We start from the raw sequence: 16063 nt of genomic DNA, 5'->3' as shown, positions 1-16063 counted from the left end.
TGGGCCTCCTGCCGGTGGTGCGGGTGGTGCGGGTGCCTCGGCGCGCGGGACCCGGTGCGGACCGGGGAACGCCTGCGCCACGGCGCTCACCAGCTCAACGTCTGGTGCCACACCTCGAGCGACAGCAGCGTCCAGATGCGCGGCTGCTCGTTGCGGTCACCCGAGTCGTGGTCGTCGAGCAGCGACCTGACCGCGGCCCGGTCGAAGGTCTTGCCCACGAACGAGGTCGGCCCGGTCAGCAGGTCGTAGGCCATGTCCCGCAACCCGTCGCGGAACCACGCGTCCAGCGGCACCTTGAAGCCCGACTTGGGCCGGTCGACGACGTCGGCGGGCAGGTGCCGGCGCGCCACCTCCTTCACCACCCACTTGGTGGTGCCGCCCCGGACCTTCACGTCGCTGGGCAACGAGAACGCCAGCTCCGCCAGCCGGTGGTCGAGGAACGGCGGGCGCAGCTCCAGCGACGCGGCCATCGACATGCGGTCGCCGCGCTCCAGCAGGTTGTCGGCGAGCCAGGTGTGCGAGTCGGCGTAGAGCATGCGCCGCACCGCGTCCCCACGCCCGGTCCGGTACGGCGCCGGCACCGGCCGCGCCGCCGGACCGCCCAGCAGCGCGGCCCGCTCGGCCACCGTGAAGGGCGCGAACCAGCCGCGCAGGCGTTCGGCGTAGGAGGGTTCGGCGATGGCGCGCAACGCGACGCCCAGCCGTGCCCCGGAGGCGGGCAGCGCCTTCTCCAAGCGCCGCAGGAGGGACGAGGGCGCCGCACCCGCGAGGCGGGTCGCCTGGGCGAAGCGGTACTTGGGGTAGCCGCCGAAGAGCTCGTCGCTGCCCTCGCCGGACAGCACGACCTTCACGTCCCGGCGTGCCAGCTCGGCGAGGCGGAACACGGCCACGTCGGCGGGCTCGGACAGCGGCGCGTCGCGGTGCCAGGAGAGCTTCGCCCAGCCGTCGCGGAAGTCCTCGGCCGTCACGACCACCTCGTGGTGCTCGCTGCCGACGATCCCGGCGACCTTCTGCGCCCAGTGCAGCTCGTCGACCCGCGGGTCGCCGAAGCCGGCGGAGAACGTGTGCAGCAGGCCGCCCTCGCGCTCGCGCGCCACCAGCGCGGCGATCAGCGACGAGTCGACGCCGCCGGACAGGTACGCGCCGACCGGCACGTCCGCGACCAGCGCGTCGCGCACGGACGCCGTCAGCGCCTCCTCGACCAGCCGGACGGCCTCGGCGGGCGGCACGGACCGGATCTCCGGCTCGCGCGGCAGCTCCCAGTACGGCGACGCCCGCACCGAGCCGTCGGCCGACACCACCAGGTGGTGGCCCGGCGGCAGCTTCCGCACGCCCCGCACGAGCGTGTGGGGCGCGGGCACCGACCGGTGCGCCAGGTAGTCGTGCAACGACTCGTGGTCGACGTTCACCGAGCCGAGCACCGGCAGCAGCGCCTTGATCTCGGACGCGAACGCGAACACGGCCGAGTCCGCGTAGTAGTACAGCGGCAGGATCCCCAGCCGGTCGCGGAACAGGTGCGTCTCACCGCTGGCGGCGTCGTGCAGCGCGTACGCGAACTGGCCGCGCAGCTTGGCGACCGCCGACGGCCCGTGCAGCTCGTACAGCGCCAGCAGCACCTCGGTGTCGCCCTGCGTCCGGAACGGGTACGCGAGCTCGGCGCGCAGCTGCCGGTAGTTCAGGATCTCGCCGTTGAACGCGATCGTCGTGGTGCCCGACGCGCCGGCCATCGGCTGCGGCGACCCGGCCAGGTCGATGATCGACAGCCGGGTGTGGGCGAAGCCGATCGGGCCGTCGGAGAAGAAGCCGCTGTCGTCGGGTCCCCGGTGGTGCAGCCGCTTCGCCATCTCCGCGAGCAGCTCGCGGGAGACGGGCGCGCCGTCGAACCGCCTGACGCCTGCGATTCCGCACATGGTCATCGCCTCCCGGCGTCTTCGGCGAGCCGCATCAGCTCACGCGCGCGGGAGTCCCACGAGGCGGTCAGGACGGCCGCGCGCCGTTCGGCCGGCGTCCTGAGCCCGCCGTCCTTGAGCGTCAGGCGGACCAAGTCGATGAAGTCGGCCTCGCCGGACGCGATGCGGATGACGTCGGAGTAGCGCTCGACCTCGGGGAAGTCCGTGGACACCACGGCGAGGCCCAGGGCGAGGTACTCCTTCATCTTGATCGGGTTCGCGTGCTTGATCCAGTCGTTGTCGAGCCACGGCATCAGCGCCACGTCGAAAGCCGAGCCGTAGCCGGGGATCTGCTCGTAGGAGCGGAAGCCGAGCCAGTGCACGTTGGGATACCTGTCGTAGCGCTCCATCGAGCAGGTGGCGTCACCGATCAGCACCACCGACGCGTCGGGGAACTCCTGCGCGACCCTCTCGAGCAGGTCGAAGTCGACCAGGTAGTCGTCGAGGCTGCCGAAGAACCCGATGCGCGGCCCCGGGATCGACGCGATGTCCGCCGGCAGCTCGTCGCGCCGCGTGAAGTGGTCGACGTCGACGCCGTGGTCGAGGAAGTGCGCGCGCTCGCCGGTCAGCGCGGACTCCTCCTGCTGCAACGCCCGCGAGACGTACAGCACGGTGTCCGAATTGGACAGGAGCTGGTTCTCCAGCCCGGCGATGGTGCCCTGGTCGGCCTCGGGGAACGCCGAGTGCCGGTCCGAGCGGTTGAAGATCAGGCCCTTGTGCCGCATGGGCTGCACGACGTCCCACGCGGTGGGGATCGTGGCGACGACGACCGGGGTGCCCATCCGCAGGAAGAGGCACACGAGACGCACCTGCGCGCGCACCAGCACCGAGTTGAGCTTGCGCAGCCACGGTTTGCCGTAGAACGGCAGGGGAGCGGGCGTCATCACGTAGAAGTTCGGCGTCTCCGCGATGGGCCGGCGCACCAGCATCGCGACGCTCTTGGCCTTGCGCAGGATGCGGCGCAGGAACTGGGTGCTCCTGCCCGGCGAGGGCATCCGCAGGCCGATGCTGTTGACCAGCAACACCTTGCGGTGCTTGGCGACTCGGCGCAGGAGCTGGAAGTCCGAGTGCGCCCGGTTGTGGTACCACCAGTCCTGCGCGCTGAAGCACAGGTAGCCCGGTCCCTCCGACGCCACCTCCGTGGGCCAGCGCCGCATCCCGAACAGGCCCTTCAACGCCGTGCGGTGCTTCGGCGCCCGCGCGCGAAGCCCTTCGTTGAGCACCATCGCGAGCCACATCGAGAACCCGGCGAACCGGCCGTGCCGCTCGCGGTGCAGCCGCACCTTGTTCGCGGTGAGCATCGACCACAGCCTTGCGTTCGTGGAGACTTCGCCGCCGATGTGCGTGGCCGTCGCGCGCGGTTCGAACCACACACCGCCCGCCCGCAGCATGTAGTCGGTCTCCTCCGAATAGAGGAAGTACCGCTCGTCCAGCAGGCCGTGCCGCTCGATGACCTCGCGCCTGACGAGCCACGCGCAGCCGGTCGCCCAGTCGGCGGCGTGCGCGCCCTGGTAGGCCTTGTCGTCGGTGACCGTCTCACCCAGACCGATCCGCCCGGCGCGGCCACCGCCGACGAGCGCCTCGGCGACCGCGCCGGCGACCCGGGGCCTGCGGCGCAGCGAGTGCGACAGCGCGCCGCTCTCGTCGACCAGGCGGGGCACGGCGATCGGCTTGCCGGTCGCGCGCAGTGCCGCGACGGCTCCGGGGTGCAGGCGGATGTCGGCGTTCAGGACGAGGACGTCGTGGCCCGCCGCGGCTTTGATGCCCGCGTTCACGCCCGCCGCGAACCCGCCGTTGACCTCGTTGCGCAGCACCTCCACGCCGGGGCGGGTGGCGGCCGCCACAGTGCCGTCGGTGGAAGCGTTGTCGACGACGATGACCCTCACGTCGTCGGGCAGCGAGTCCAGGCATCCGGCGATGACCTGTTCGCTCTGGTACGTGACGATGACCACCGCGACAGGTGACCGCTCCACAACCGCTCCTCGCTCCGGGGCTTGTTCTCGCTACATCGAGAGATCCGGAACCTCCGTTACGAGGTGCGGGCGGGCTGTAACCGTTTCGCCCTCCCGGACGAGAACCAAGGCGTGACGTCATCGCCGCACGTGCTGATCATCGTGCAGAACCTCCCCGTGCCGCTGGACCGCCGGGTGTGGCTGGAATGCCGCGCCCTCACCGCGGCCGGGTACGAGGTGTCGGTGATCTGCCCCAAGGGCCCTGGTGATCCCGCTTACCAACTGCTCGACGGAGTGCACCTCCACAAGTACGCTCCGCCGCCCCAGGCGCAGGGCGCGTTGGGCTATGCGTGGGAGTTCCTGTACTGCTGGGTGCGCACGGCGTTGCTGAGCGTGAAGGTCCGCGCCCGCAGGCGGTTCGACGTCATGCAGGCGTGCAACCCGCCGGACACGTACTGGGCGCTGGCGTTGTTGTGGCGGCTCGGGGGTGTCAAGTTCGTCTTCGACCACCACGACCTCAACCCCGAGGTCTTCCTGTCCCGCTTCGGCGAGCCCACCGGCGTGGCGGGCAAAGCGCAGTACCGCGTCCTGAAATGGCTGGAGCGCCGGACGTTCCGCACCGCCGACCGGGTGACGTCCACCAACACCTCGTACCAGAAGATCGCGTGGACGCGCGGTTCCGTGCCGCCCGAGCGCACCGCCGTCGTGCGCTCCGGCCCGGACACCACGGTCATGCGACCTGTCGAGGGGGTGGACGAGCTCCGGCGCGGCGGCAAACACCTGGTGGCCTACCTCGGGATCATGGGCCCGCAGGACGGCGTCGACGGTGTCCTGGAAGTGGCCAGGAGGGTGGTCTTCGACCGCGGCCGCACCGACGTCCGGTTCGCGCTGCTGGGCTTCGGTGACTGCCTCGAAGATCTGAAGGCGCAGGCAGCGGCTTGGGGGCTCGACCCCTACGTGGAGTTCACGGGACGCGTCGGGCCCGACCGGATCACCCGGTACCTCTCGACCGCCTCCGCCGGTCTCGGCCCGGATCCGTTGTCACCTCTCAACGACGTGTCCACTATGAACAAGACCATGGAGTACATGGCCTACGCGCTGCCGGTCGTCTCGTACCGGCTGACGGAGACCGTGGTGTCCGCCGGCGACTGCGCCGTCTACGTCGAGCCGGGTGACGTCGAGGCGTTCACCACGTCGTTGCTCGACCTGCTGGACGACGCCGAACGCCGCGCGCGCCTGGGCTTCGAGGGCCGGCGCCGCTGCGAGGCGGAGCTCGACTGGCGCCCGCAGGCCGAGAACTACGTGGCGGTGTTCGACGGGCTCACCGGGTTCGCCTCGCGCGGCCCGTTCCCCGACGGCAGGCCCGCGCTCGGTGCGGGCACCGACCGGTGGGGCAACAAGATGATCGACGTGAGCGACGACGCCGTGCTCCGCGCGTTCGCCGTGAACCGAACGGGAGAATGATGTTCGTCAGAAGGATCGCGGTCGTCGGCACCGGCTACGTCGGCTTGACCACGGGCGCCTGCCTCGCCTCGCTGGGGCACAGCGTGGTGTGCGCGGACGTCGACGCGGCCAAGGTCGAGCGGCTCGCGCGCGGCGAGGTCGACATCCTCGAACCGCGGCTCGCCGAACTGGTCGCGGAAGGCCTCGCGTCCGGCCGGTTGTCGTTCGTCCTGGGGGCCTCCGCCGCGGTGGCCGACGCCGAGGTCGTGTTCCTCTGCGTGCCGACGCCGATGGGGGTGGGCGGCATCGCGGACCTGCAGGCCGTCGAGTCCGTTGTGGACGAGACGCGCGACCTGCTGCCGTCCGGCTGCGTGATCGTGAACAAGTCCACGGTCCCCGTCGGCACGGCGGTGCGCACCGCGGAGCTGCTGCGGCGGGACGACGTCGCCGTCGTGTCGAACCCCGAGTTCCTCCGCGAGGGCTCGGCCGTCCACGACTTCCTGAACCCGGACCGCATCGTCGTCGGCTGCGACCAGCAGGACGCCGCCGAGCGCGTGGCCGCCCTCTACGCCCGCCTGGGCGCGCCGACGGTGCTGACCGACGCGGCCTCGGCCGAGATGGTCAAGTACGCGGCGAACTGCTTCCTCGCGATGAAGCTCTCCTACGTCAACGCGGTCGCGGAGCTGTGCGAGCGGCTCGGCGCGAACATCACCGACGTCACCGAGGGCATGGGCTACGACAAGCGCATCGGGCAGGCGTTCCTCAACCCCGGCCCCGGCTGGGGCGGCTCGTGCCTGCCCAAGGACACGCACGCGATGCTCCAGGTCGCCGACGCGGCCGACTTCGAGTTCCGCCTGCTGCGCGCCACGATCGACACCAACGAGCGCCAGCGCCAGCGGATGGTCGAGAAGGTCCGCCTGGCGGTCACCGGCAAGCGCGGCGGCTCGCTGTCCCACGTGCGCCTGGGCCTGCTCGGCCTGACCTTCAAGGCGGGCACGGACGACCTGCGCGACTCACCGGCCCTGGCCGTCGCGGCCCTGCTGCGCCAAGCGGGCGCCGAGCTGGTCGGGTACGACCCGGCGCTGCCCGGCGGCAGGGACCTGGGCCCGGTGTCCGTTGTGGACGACCCGTACCAGGCAGCGAAGGACGCCGACGCGCTGGTGGTGCTCACCGAGTGGCCGGACTTCCGCTCGCTGGACTGGGCCCGGCTCGCCGGCACCGTCCGCCAGCCGGTCGTCGTCGACACCCGCAACATCCTGGACCCGGACGTCATCCGCCGCGCCGGCTTCACCTGCACATCGCTCGGCCGCTGAACCGGGTGGGAGTGGGCTTCCGCACGGTGAACGCCCCACCGGTCGTGCCCGCCGCGCGGAAGTGCTGCTCCCGCAACGGGAACGCCTCCTCCGGCGTTCTCACCACCGGGGCAGGTCGGGCCCGTGGTGGGTGACACCGGCGAAGACGTCGGTCTCCGGCAACGGCGCGCCGGTGGTGTCCGCCGCCCGGAAGTAGTGCTCCCGCAACGCGAAAGCCCCGTGCACCTGCTGGCTGGCGTGGCACTGCAACGCCTTGCGCTTGACGTCCGCGACCTCGCTGATGTCGATCGTCGTCGAACCGTCCGCGGCGGTGAGGTAGAGCTTGGCGGGGATGCCGGTGCGCCGGACGGCGAGCTTCGCCACCCGGTTGACGTGGATGTGGTCGCGGTGCGTGCTGTAGTGCGTGACGACGACCTGCGGCCGGTAGTGCTCGACCAGCGCCGCGAGCCGGCCCGCGGCCGTCTCGACGGGGATCGTGCAGAACCCGCCCCCGGGCACCTCGCCGGTGTGCCCGGAGTCGTGGTAGCCGAGGAGCTCCAGATCGGTGATCCCCAGCGCGTCCGCCGCCGCCTGCAGCTCGGCCTTGCGGTGGGCCGCGACGGCCTGCGGGTGGTGGCCGACCTCACCGGGCACCGCACCGCTCAGCGCGTCGTCGAACTCGCCGTTGGTGCACGTCACCACCACGGTGCGGACGCCGCGGCGGGCGTAGAGGGCGAGCAGGCCACCGGTCGCCGTCGACTCGTCGCCGGGGTGGGCGTGGACGGCCAGCAGGGTTCTCGGTCCGGCGAACTGCACGCGGGCGACGGTACCCGCTCATTATTGTGCGGCGCGTGACCGACTTGCCGTCCGGCCTGAAGCCGTTGGAACTCGCCCACCACCTCCGCTCGCAGATCGCCCGCGGACACACCTACGCGCGCTCCCGGAAGCACCGGTTCCGGTGGAAGTCCGTGACCGTGCGGCTGACCACTTTGGTCCTGTCCGCGGCGTCGACGATCATCCTCGGGCTGCAGAACCTCGACCCCTGGACCGGAACGGCGTTCTCGCTCGTCGCGGTGGTGACCGTGGTGTCCGCCCTGGAGCCGTTCTTCGCCTGGCGGTCGCTGTGGGTGCTGATGGAGGACGCGAGCCACCGGTTCCACCGGCTGGAGGACGACCTCCTGTTCTACGTCGCCTCCACCCCCGCCGAGGAGGTGGACGCGGAGCGGGTCCGGGAGATGTTCGAGCAGTATCAGGAGATCTGGGACTCGTTGAGCTCGCGGTGGATGAGGTTCCGCGACAACGCCTAGGCGTGCCGGCCCCCGTGCGTGGCGCAGATCCGGCACCACGCACGGGGCTTCCCGCGACCAAGAACCGGCCGAGCCGCTACGGCTTGCTCGCGGGCTTGCCCTTGGCGTCCGGGGCGTTCACGTCCAGCAGGAAGTTGTCCTCCCAGACCGCCCACGAGTAACCGACGCCGTTGGCCGTCACGTAGGCCGCGCCCCACCCGCTGCCGGTGAAGCGGTTGTCGACGGCCTTCATGTTGCGGCCGTACCGGTGGCCGTGGCTCGACTCGAGGCCGAGCTGGTAGCCGCCGCCCTCCAGCAGGTTGCCCTCGACGGTGACGTTGTCGATGTCGCCGCCGTAGGTCTGGATGAACAGGGCGCCGGTGTCCTGACCGGTGGAGCAGTCGATGCGGTTGTTGCGGAACGTCAGCGTGCGGGCCGGGTTGCGGTCCAGCGGGAAGTCGCGGACGGTGGCGCCGTCGTTGTGCGCGTCACCGGCCGTGCGCAGGCCCCGCACGTAGTTGCCCTCGGCGAGGCCGTTCAGCGCGTGGCCGGTGTTGTAGAAGCAGATGCCCGAGCCCATGCCGGTGATGTGGTTGCGCTGCAGGGTGCCGATGCCGAGGAACGCGCAGGACTTCGCGATGGTCGACGCGGACAGCCGCGAGCCGTCGACGTCGGAGTCGCGGATGGTCACCGGGGCACCGGTCACCTGGCACGAGTTGGTGCCGCACGGGCCGTTGGTGGTGATCAGCGGGGCGGCCTCGGCGAGCTTGACGGGGCGGACGCAGGACTTCTCGACCGTGATGTTGCCCGCGAAGAGCGTCAGGGCCTGTTCGACGCGTTTGCCGGAGATCACCGTGCCCGCGGCGGGGGCGGCGGGGCCGGTGTAGAGCGGCAGGGAGTCGCAGTCGAGGCCCACGGCGGCGAGCCCGGTGCTCGCCCTGGTGAGCTTCCAGCCGGGGGAACCGGCCGGCGCGGGGGTGGGCGGGGGCTTCACGGGGCCGTTGGTGGCGGAGCGGACGGTGGAGCTCGGGGCCGGGGAGCCGCTCGGGGCGGCGGAGGAGCTGCCGGTGCTGCTGGTCGGGGTGGCGCTGGAGCTCTCGGCCACCGGTGTCGGCTGGACCGCCTTCGTCGGGGAACAGGCGGCCAGCGCGATGACACCACCGGTCAGCAGCACGGCCAATCTCGGTTTCACGGCTGGTTCTACCTCCACGCGTGTTCACGACGGGGGACCGTGAACTCGCTGATTGTGTCGTCGGCCGTTGCGGAATTTGTACAAACTCGTGCGACGGGGTTTCGCACGGGGCCGTTGAACGACCAGCACACTGCACGTACCGGCAGGAGGAGTCAAGCGGAACCCGTTGTGCCACAACATCGTCTTCCGGGCGAACGGGAATAGCTCGTCCGGGTGAGGAGGCAGATCACGGTCTTATCACCGAGCCATCCGGATTTCCGATGAGTGAGTTCAGCGGCCCGTGAATGTCGCCCGGCCGGGACCGTCCGCGAGGAAGCTGTGCACGGCGCGTGGCAGGTCTTCCGTTTCGAACAACGCGGACGCGATCGTCGTGACGTGGGCGTCCGCCTCCGGAACGCCGCCGTGGCCGAAATGCGCGAGCACCTGCTTGGTCGCGGAATGCGCCCGCGTCGGACCGGTCGCGAGCGAAAGGGCGAACCGCTCCGCGGCGAGGGCGAATCCCTCGTCCGGGAAGACGCGGTTGACGACGTTCCAGCGTTCGAGCGTCGCCGCGTCGTAGAGGTCGCCGGTCATCACCAGCTCCTTGGCGCGGCCGACGCCCGCGCGGGCCGCCAGGCGCTGGGTGCCGCCCATGGTGGGCGTCAGCCCGACCACCTTCTCCACGAGCCCGAACCGGGCGCTCTCGGCGGCCACGATCAGGTCGCACGCCACCGCCAGCTCGAACGCCCAGGTCAGGCACAACGCGTGCGCGGCGAAGACGGTCGGGATCGGCAGGTCGGCGAGGCGCTGGGGGAGCAGCAGCATGCGGTCGAACAGCGCCTGCGCGTCCTCGCGGTACTCCTGGGCCGCGAACAGCGACACGTCGACGCCGCCGGACACGACCCGGCCCGACGCGGTGACCAGCAGCGCCCGCGCGTCTCCCAGCTCGTCCAGGGCGTCGTGGAACTCGGCGTCGAGGTCCAGCGCGTAGAGGTTGAGCGGCGGCGCGTCGATCGTGATGATCGCGAGCTCGGCCTGCCGGGTCAGGTGGATCTTCACAGCGGGTCCCTCACAGCCAGTCGCGGCGTTTGAACATCAGGTACAGGAAGTAGGAGAGGCCGACGATGCCCAGCGTCGCCACCCAGACGCCCCAGCGCTGCTCGAAACCGGGGTAGGGCACGTTCATGCCGTAGTAGCCGGTGATCGCGGTCGGCACGGCGATGATCGCCGCCCAGCTCGTGACCTTCTTCATGATCGAGTTGAGCCGGTTGCCCTGCACCGCCACCTCGGCCTCGCGCAGGTTCGTGACCAGCTCGCGCATCGACTCGGTCAGCTCCGCGGTGAACAGCGCGTGGTCCTTGACGTCCAGGTAGTACGGCAGCATCGTGTCGTCCACCAGCTCGTGCTCGCGGTGCAGCAGCGAGCCCAGCACCTCGCGCATCGGCAGCGCGACGCGCCGCAGCCGCACCAGCGCCCGCCGGAGCTGCAACGCCTCGCGGCCCACGTGCGGCCGGTCGTCGTAGATGCGGTCCTCGAGGTCGTCGATCTCGTCGTCGAGGGCCTGGGCGGCGGCGTAGTGGCCGTCCACGACGTCGTCGAGCAGGCCGTGCAGCAGGAACCCGATGCCCGACGAGGCCAACGACGGCGAGCTGTCCCACCGGCGCTCCACGCTCGCGAGGTCGTAGTCTTCGCTCTCGCGCACGGTGACGAGCGCGTTGCGGGTCACGAACACGTCGACCTCGCACGTCTTGATCTCGCGCTCGTCGTACCGGACCGCGTGGACCGACAGGAACAGGTGGGTGGGGTAGCGGTCGACCTTGGGGCGCTGCCGCTCGGAGAAGGCGTCCTCGATCGCGAGCGCGTGCAGCCCCAGCTCGTCGCGCAGCAGACCTCTCTCCTCCTCCGACGGCGCGCAGAGGTCGAACCACACGACGGCGGACTGATCTTGCAGGTGCTTCGCGACGTCGGCGACCGGGAAGCCCTGGTCGGCGAGTTCGCCGTTGCGGTACAAGCGGGTGCGCCCCATGGGTGACAAGCGTACGTAGATCTACTCAGATGTGAGGTTTCGGCCCGAGTTCCCGCTACCCTCGATCCGGTGAAGGTGGACCAACCACAACGCATCGGCGACTACCTGCTGCTGGGCAGGCTCGGTCGTGGCGCCATGGGAACGGTCTACCTGGGACAAGGCAGCGACGGGCGGCAGGTCGCCGTCAAGGTGGCCCGCGCGGAGCTCGCCGACGACCCGCGCTTCCGCGAGCGGTTCCGCCGCGAGGTCCAGATGGCCAGGGCGGTCGGCAGCGCCGGCACGGCCGCGGTCGTCGACGCGGACACGCGCGCGCCTCGCCCCTGGATGGCGACGGAGTACGTGCCGGGCCCGACGCTGCAGGAGGCGATCGAGCGGCACGGCCCGCTGCCCGAGCACCACCTGAGACGACTCGCCGAAGGGCTGGCCGAGGCGCTCACCGCGATCCACCGCGCTGGCCTGGTGCACCGCGACCTCAAGCCGTCCAACGTGCTGCTCGGCGCCGACGGGCCGCGCGTGATCGACTTCGGCATCTCCCGCGCGATGGAGCACACGGCGCTCACCGAGACCGGCATGGTCTTCGGCACGCCGGGCTTCCTGTCGCCGGAGCAGATCACCGGCCAGGAGGTCGCCGCGCCGTCGGACGTGTTCGCCCTCGGCGCGGTGCTGGTCTACGCGGCGACGGGCAGAGGCCCGTTCGGCGAGGGGCCGACCGCGACGCTGCTGTACAAGGCCGCCCACGGCGAACCGGACATCGAGGGTGTGCCCAAGGCGCTGCGGCCGCTGGTGCAGAAGTGCATGCACCGCGACCCGGCCAAGCGCCCCGACCCGGCCGAGGTGACGCGGCTGCTCTCCCAGGTCGTCACGCCGAAGCCGCCGGCCACGAAGCTGCCCGCGCCGATGACGCCCGCCGCGGCGACGTTCTCGACGTCGCGGTTCGTGCCGATGGCGTGGGGTGTGCTGAACCTCGCCGCCGCCCTGCTCGCGGCCGCGATCGCCGACCCGGCCGCGAAGGCCAACGGCGCCACGCAGCTGCTGGCGCTGGCCGCCTTCTGCGTGCTCGTCGTGCGCGCGGCGCGGTTCTTCGGCGCCGCGGCCCGCAGCAAGGTCGTCATCGAGGTGAGCCGTGAGGGCATCGCCACCACCCGCAACGGCAAGTTCCACCAGTACTGGTGGTATGAGCTGGCACGGGTGCGCGTGGTGCCGCACAAGAAACGGCCGTGGGTCGTCGTCTGGCTGAAAGACCCGGCGCCGCGCCGCTTCTTCGGCGCCCACCACGGCGGTGTGCGGGTCTTCCCGATCGCCCACGAGCGGACCAGGCGGCGGCGCGAGCGCGAGGTCGCCGAGCTGCGCGCCGCCCTGGCCTGGTACCTGCCGAGGTCCTACGACGGTCGCTGATCGGTCCACTCGCTGCTGACGGAGACCGCCAGCAGCGGTACGCCCGGCGGCAGCGGGCTGGTGGCGGGCGGCGCCTCTGCCGAGCCGACCACCTCGCCGGTCGCGGGGTCGATGCGGAACGACGTCAGGCCGCCGTCGACCGTCACCGTCCCGTTGTCCCAGCGGACCTCGGGGGAGGCGGCGAGCTCGCGGTAGGTCGCGGCCTTCTCCTCGTTGGTCGTGTACGGCGACAGCAGCCTCGACGAGGCGCCCTCCAGCTTCCGCGAGGGGGTGACCGGCAGCGGCAGCGCGAGGCTGGTCTCCCGGCACGGAGTCGCGGTGCAGAAGGTGCCCCACAGTTGCGGGCCGTTGTAGTCGTTGGGCACGATGCGGTCGAGGTTCTGCTGAACACCGGTGACCGCGCGGTGGTTGCCGGTGAACCGCCGGTAGATGACGACCATCTCGCCGTTCGCGGTGGGCACCCACGCGTCGATCCGGAACTCGAGCGCGGTGGCGCTGAACGGGCCGCCCTCGATCCCCCCGAAGCTCATCGTCTGCCAGATCGTGTACGTGACGTGCCGGTACTTCGCGACCGGCTTCGGGGCCAGCTCCAGCAGCGTCGCGGCCTCCTGCAACGAGGTGGCGGGCGCGGTGGGCATCGTGGCGGGTGCGTCGCGGGCCGCGGGCCGCAGCGCCGCCACGAGCCCGGTGATCATCACCACCGCCGCGGCGGCCGCCGCGACCCCGGCCCAGCGCCGTGAGCGGGGTGGTGGCTCCTCCGCGAAGAGCCGCTCGCGCAGGCGGCCGAGCCGCGGGTCGTCGGCGGGCCGCACCGGGTACAGCTCGGCGAGGTCGTCGTCCAGCACGTCACGCATGTGTCACTTCCTTCAGCTTGGCGCGCAGGCGGTGCAGGCGGGACCTCGCGGTACCGGCGTTCATCTCCAGGGCTTCCGCCGCCTCCTGCACGCTCAGCCCGGCGAGCGACACGAGCAGCAGCAGGTCGCGGTCGGCGCCGGACATCCCGGCCACGGCACCGGCGATGCGCCGCAGGTGCGAACGCGCGTCGATGCGGGTGACCACCGTGTGCTCCAGCGACTCGGCGACCCCGAGGTCGACGCCGTAGCGCTCGGCGGTGCGCAGCAGGCGGGTCTCGCGCTTGGCGTGGCCGCGCAACAGGTTCGTCGCGATGCCGTAGAGCCAGCCGACGACGCTGCCCCGCTCCGGGTCGTAGCTCTCCTGACCGCGCATCGCGGCGAGGAACGTCTCGCTGACGAGGTCGTCGGCCACGTCGACGCCCACCCGCCGCGCCAGGTACCGGTGCAGCGGATGGGCGTGCTCGTCGAACAGCTCCGCGAACATCACGTCCCCAGTTGGCTTCCCGGACCCCCGGTGTTGCGGTGACTTGGGTCACAGCGCCTCGGTCAATCGGGTGGACGAGCTTTCGAAGATGGTGGCATGACGAACTGGACCGTGACGGCCACCGACGCCGCGCGTTCGCCGCTCAACCGCGAGTACAACGCGGAGATGATCAGCCGCTACCGGGGACGTCCGGCCGAGGACGCCGAGATCGACGCCTACGAGCGCGACGAGCAGGACGACGACGTGCCGGTCTTCCTGGTCGCGTCGCGGGACGGTGAGGACGCGGGCTGCCTGGGCATGCGGTTCCTCGGTGCCGGCGTCGGCGAGCTGACCCGGATGTTCGTGCGGCTGCCGTTTCGCGGCCAGGGCGCCGCTTCGGCGTTGCTCGCGGCGATGGAGGACGAAGCCCTGGCGCGGGGCGTCACCGTGCTGCGGCTGGACACCCGCGCGGACCTCGTCGAGGCGCGGAGCCTCTACGCCAAGCGCGGTTTCGCGGAGATCGAGCGCTACAACGACGCCCCGTACGCCGATCACTGGTTCGAGAAGAGCCTGAAGAGGCTAACGGCCGCTCCTCCGGCCGCGATGTCCTGAGCAGGTCGGGATGACGCTTGCCAGGAGGCAGGGAACATGCGGTTGCGCCCACTGGTGACGGCGACTGCCGTCACCGCGGCACTGGTGGTCACCCCGGCCTCGGCGGCTCCCGCCGGCCGGGTGCTGGGATATGTCGCCAACAACGGCGGCGGGGTGTCGGTGGTCGACACCGCCACGAACGCGGTGGCCGAGACGATCGCGGACAGCGGCGGCAGTTCGCCGTACATGGCGGCGGTGGCCTTCGACGGCACCCGCGGCTACGTCACGAACTCCGTGCACGACACGGTGACGGTCATCGACACGCCGACCAACACCGTCGACAAGTCCATCCCCGTGGGGAGGCACCCTGCGGGCGTCGCGGTCGCGCCCGGCGGCGGCTTCGTCTACGTCACCAACTACGGCGACGGCACGGTGTCCGTGGTCGACACGGCCACGCTGGCGGTCACGGCGACCGTCGCGGTCGGCCCGAACCCGGACGGCGTGGTCGTCACCCGCGACGGGACGGCCGTCTACGTCACCCACGACGTCGTCGGCCCGAGCAAGGTCTCGGTCGTCGACACGACCTCCAACGCGGTCGTCACCACGATCGACGTCGGCAGCACGCCGACCGCGGTCGCGGCGTCCGCGGACGGCAAGCGGGTGTACGTGGTGAACAAGGGTTCCGACGACATCTCCGCCATCGACGTCGCCACGCGCACCGTGGCCGGCACCGCGCGGGTCGGGTTCGTGCCGCACGGCATCGCGCTGTCGCCCGGCGGAACCCGCGCGTACGTGACGAACAGCGAGTTCGACTCGGTGTCGGTCGTCGACCTCACGGCGATGGTGGAGCTGCGGAAGATCGCCGTCGGCGACCGGCCGATCAGCGTGGCCCTCACGCCCGACGGCGCCTCGGCCTACGTGACGAACTTCGGCGGCAACACGGTGTCGGTCATCGACACGGCGTCGAACACGGTCACCGGCTCCATCGCCGTCGGCCAGCGCCCGGTGGGCATCGCGATCAGCTTCGTGCCGCCGGCCGCGTCGAAGCTCGTCGCCGGGCACGCCCGGCTCCAGCCGCGGCTGCTCGGCTTCTCGGTGCGCGGCCTGAGCGCCACGCTGACCGAGAAGCACACCGGCACGCCGGTCACCGGGCGGAAGGTCGTGTTCCGCACGGTGAAGGGCAACCCGCTGTGCACCGCCACGACCGACCCGTCCGGCAGGGCCTCCTGCGACGCGAACGTGGCGCTGCTGGTCGGCCTGTCGACCCTGCTGCAGGGCTTCACGGCCTCGTACGCGGGTGACGACGAGCACGGCGGAGCCGCGGCACACGGCCACATCACCCTGCTCTAACGGGTGGAGGAAGGGCCTACGCCGCCAGCGGCAGGTCGGCCCGCGCCGCGTCGATGTAGTCCACACAGGACTGCCGGCACGCGACGCCGTGGACGACCTGCCAGCCGGCGGGCACCTGCAGCACCGCCGGCCAGATCGAGTGCCGGCCCGTCGGGCTGACCAGCACCAGGAACATGGTGTGAGCCTGGGCGAACGGGGAAGTCATGCCCCCAGGGTGACCCCCGCCACCTATGGTCCGGCTATCTCCGCGCTCAAGGCCGCCCACCGAACCCGGTTCCCGCTCCCGGCCCG

The 16063-nt window shown here is 71.4% G+C and carries 15 protein-coding genes; 6 read left to right on the top strand and 9 right to left on the bottom strand.

Annotated elements, in window-relative coordinates; genetic code table 11:
• Nucleotides 1-86: 86 nt before the first annotated feature.
• Together asnB and BMW88_RS29280 are read right to left on the bottom strand one after the other, a co-directional pair.
• Nucleotides 87-1910, bottom strand: a complete 1824-nt coding sequence (gene asnB / locus BMW88_RS29285; protein ID WP_089956618.1) for an asparagine synthase (glutamine-hydrolyzing) — start codon at nt 1908-1910, stop codon at nt 87-89.
• Nucleotides 1911-1912: 2 nt separating this feature from the next.
• Nucleotides 1913-3922, bottom strand: a complete 2010-nt coding sequence (locus BMW88_RS29280) for a glycosyltransferase (protein ID WP_089956616.1) — start codon at nt 3920-3922, stop codon at nt 1913-1915.
• A 111-nt stretch (nt 3923-4033) separates the two neighbouring features.
• Here BMW88_RS29280 and BMW88_RS29275 point away from each other — a divergent pair, with 111 nt between their 5' ends.
• Both BMW88_RS29275 and BMW88_RS29270 read left to right on the top strand, forming a co-directional pair.
• Nucleotides 4034-5365 carry a glycosyltransferase family 4 protein gene (locus BMW88_RS29275; protein ID WP_089956613.1) on the top strand — a complete coding sequence of 444 codons (1332 nt, stop codon included), beginning with the start codon at nt 4034-4036 and terminating at the stop codon, nt 5363-5365.
• Nucleotides 5365-6657 (top strand): UDP-glucose dehydrogenase family protein, encoded by a 1293-nt coding sequence (locus tag BMW88_RS29270; RefSeq protein WP_089956778.1) that lies wholly within the window; start codon nt 5365-5367, stop codon nt 6655-6657. The genes BMW88_RS29275 and BMW88_RS29270 overlap by 1 nt, the downstream gene beginning before the upstream one ends.
• Before the next feature lie 99 nt (nt 6658-6756).
• Here BMW88_RS29270 and BMW88_RS29265 read toward each other — a convergent pair whose 3' ends face one another.
• Nucleotides 6757-7452 (bottom strand): PIG-L deacetylase family protein, encoded by a 696-nt coding sequence (locus tag BMW88_RS29265; RefSeq protein ID WP_089956610.1) that lies wholly within the window; start codon nt 7450-7452, stop codon nt 6757-6759.
• A gap of 35 nt (nt 7453-7487) precedes the next feature.
• Here BMW88_RS29265 and BMW88_RS29260 point away from each other — a divergent pair, with 35 nt between their 5' ends.
• Nucleotides 7488-7943, top strand: coding sequence for an SLATT domain-containing protein (locus BMW88_RS29260; RefSeq protein ID WP_245778142.1), 456 nt, complete (start codon nt 7488-7490; stop codon nt 7941-7943).
• A 76-nt stretch (nt 7944-8019) separates the two neighbouring features.
• Here BMW88_RS29260 and BMW88_RS29255 read toward each other — a convergent pair whose 3' ends face one another.
• The 3 genes from BMW88_RS29255 to BMW88_RS29245 form a co-directional block, all read right to left on the bottom strand.
• On the bottom strand, nt 8020-9114 hold the full coding sequence (locus BMW88_RS29255; protein WP_177221434.1) for a right-handed parallel beta-helix repeat-containing protein: 1095 nt from the start codon (nt 9112-9114) through the stop codon (nt 8020-8022).
• 270 nt (nt 9115-9384) lie between these two features.
• The gene (locus tag BMW88_RS29250) at nt 9385-10152 is read right to left on the bottom strand and encodes an enoyl-CoA hydratase/isomerase family protein (protein WP_245778141.1); all 768 of its coding nucleotides are present in this window, start codon (nt 10150-10152) and stop codon (nt 9385-9387) included.
• Between the two features lie 10 nt (nt 10153-10162).
• Nucleotides 10163-11119: a magnesium transporter CorA family protein gene (locus BMW88_RS29245; protein ID WP_089956603.1), complete on the bottom strand. Its 957-nt coding sequence runs from the start codon at nt 11117-11119 to the stop codon at nt 10163-10165.
• Between the two features lie 69 nt (nt 11120-11188).
• Between BMW88_RS29245 and BMW88_RS29240 the strand changes: the two genes are divergently transcribed.
• A complete protein-coding gene (locus BMW88_RS29240; protein WP_245778140.1) occupies nt 11189-12514 on the top strand; it encodes a serine/threonine-protein kinase in 1326 nt (441 codons plus the stop codon).
• On the opposite strand, the gene BMW88_RS29235 is transcribed toward BMW88_RS29240, so the two are convergent.
• Nucleotides 12499-13368, bottom strand: a complete 870-nt coding sequence (locus BMW88_RS29235) for a hypothetical protein (RefSeq protein ID WP_089956601.1) — start codon at nt 13366-13368, stop codon at nt 12499-12501. The two genes, BMW88_RS29240 and BMW88_RS29235, sit on opposite strands and share 16 nt — an antisense overlap.
• Nucleotides 13361-13852 (bottom strand): RNA polymerase sigma factor, encoded by a 492-nt coding sequence (locus BMW88_RS29230; protein WP_245778148.1) that lies wholly within the window; start codon nt 13850-13852, stop codon nt 13361-13363. The genes BMW88_RS29235 and BMW88_RS29230 overlap by 8 nt, the downstream gene beginning before the upstream one ends.
• Before the next feature lie 96 nt (nt 13853-13948).
• Here BMW88_RS29230 and BMW88_RS29225 point away from each other — a divergent pair, with 96 nt between their 5' ends.
• Together BMW88_RS29225 and BMW88_RS29220 are read left to right on the top strand one after the other, a co-directional pair.
• Nucleotides 13949-14443 (top strand): GNAT family N-acetyltransferase, encoded by a 495-nt coding sequence (locus BMW88_RS29225; RefSeq protein WP_089956596.1) that lies wholly within the window; start codon nt 13949-13951, stop codon nt 14441-14443.
• 36 nt (nt 14444-14479) lie between these two features.
• Nucleotides 14480-15772, top strand: a complete 1293-nt coding sequence (locus BMW88_RS29220) for a beta-propeller fold lactonase family protein (protein WP_089956594.1) — start codon at nt 14480-14482, stop codon at nt 15770-15772.
• 16 nt (nt 15773-15788) lie between these two features.
• Here the strand turns inward: BMW88_RS29220 and BMW88_RS29215 are convergent, their stop codons facing one another.
• Nucleotides 15789-15977, bottom strand: a complete 189-nt coding sequence (locus BMW88_RS29215) for an MbtH family protein (RefSeq protein WP_089956591.1) — start codon at nt 15975-15977, stop codon at nt 15789-15791.
• Nucleotides 15978-16063 lie beyond the last annotated feature (86 nt).

Source organism: Lentzea xinjiangensis (assembly GCF_900110955.1).
GTDB classification, from domain to species: Bacteria; Actinomycetota; Actinomycetes; order Mycobacteriales; family Pseudonocardiaceae; genus Lentzea; species Lentzea xinjiangensis.
Note: the sequence above shows the minus strand (reverse complement) of the source record. Positions and strands in the feature narration are given on the sequence as shown.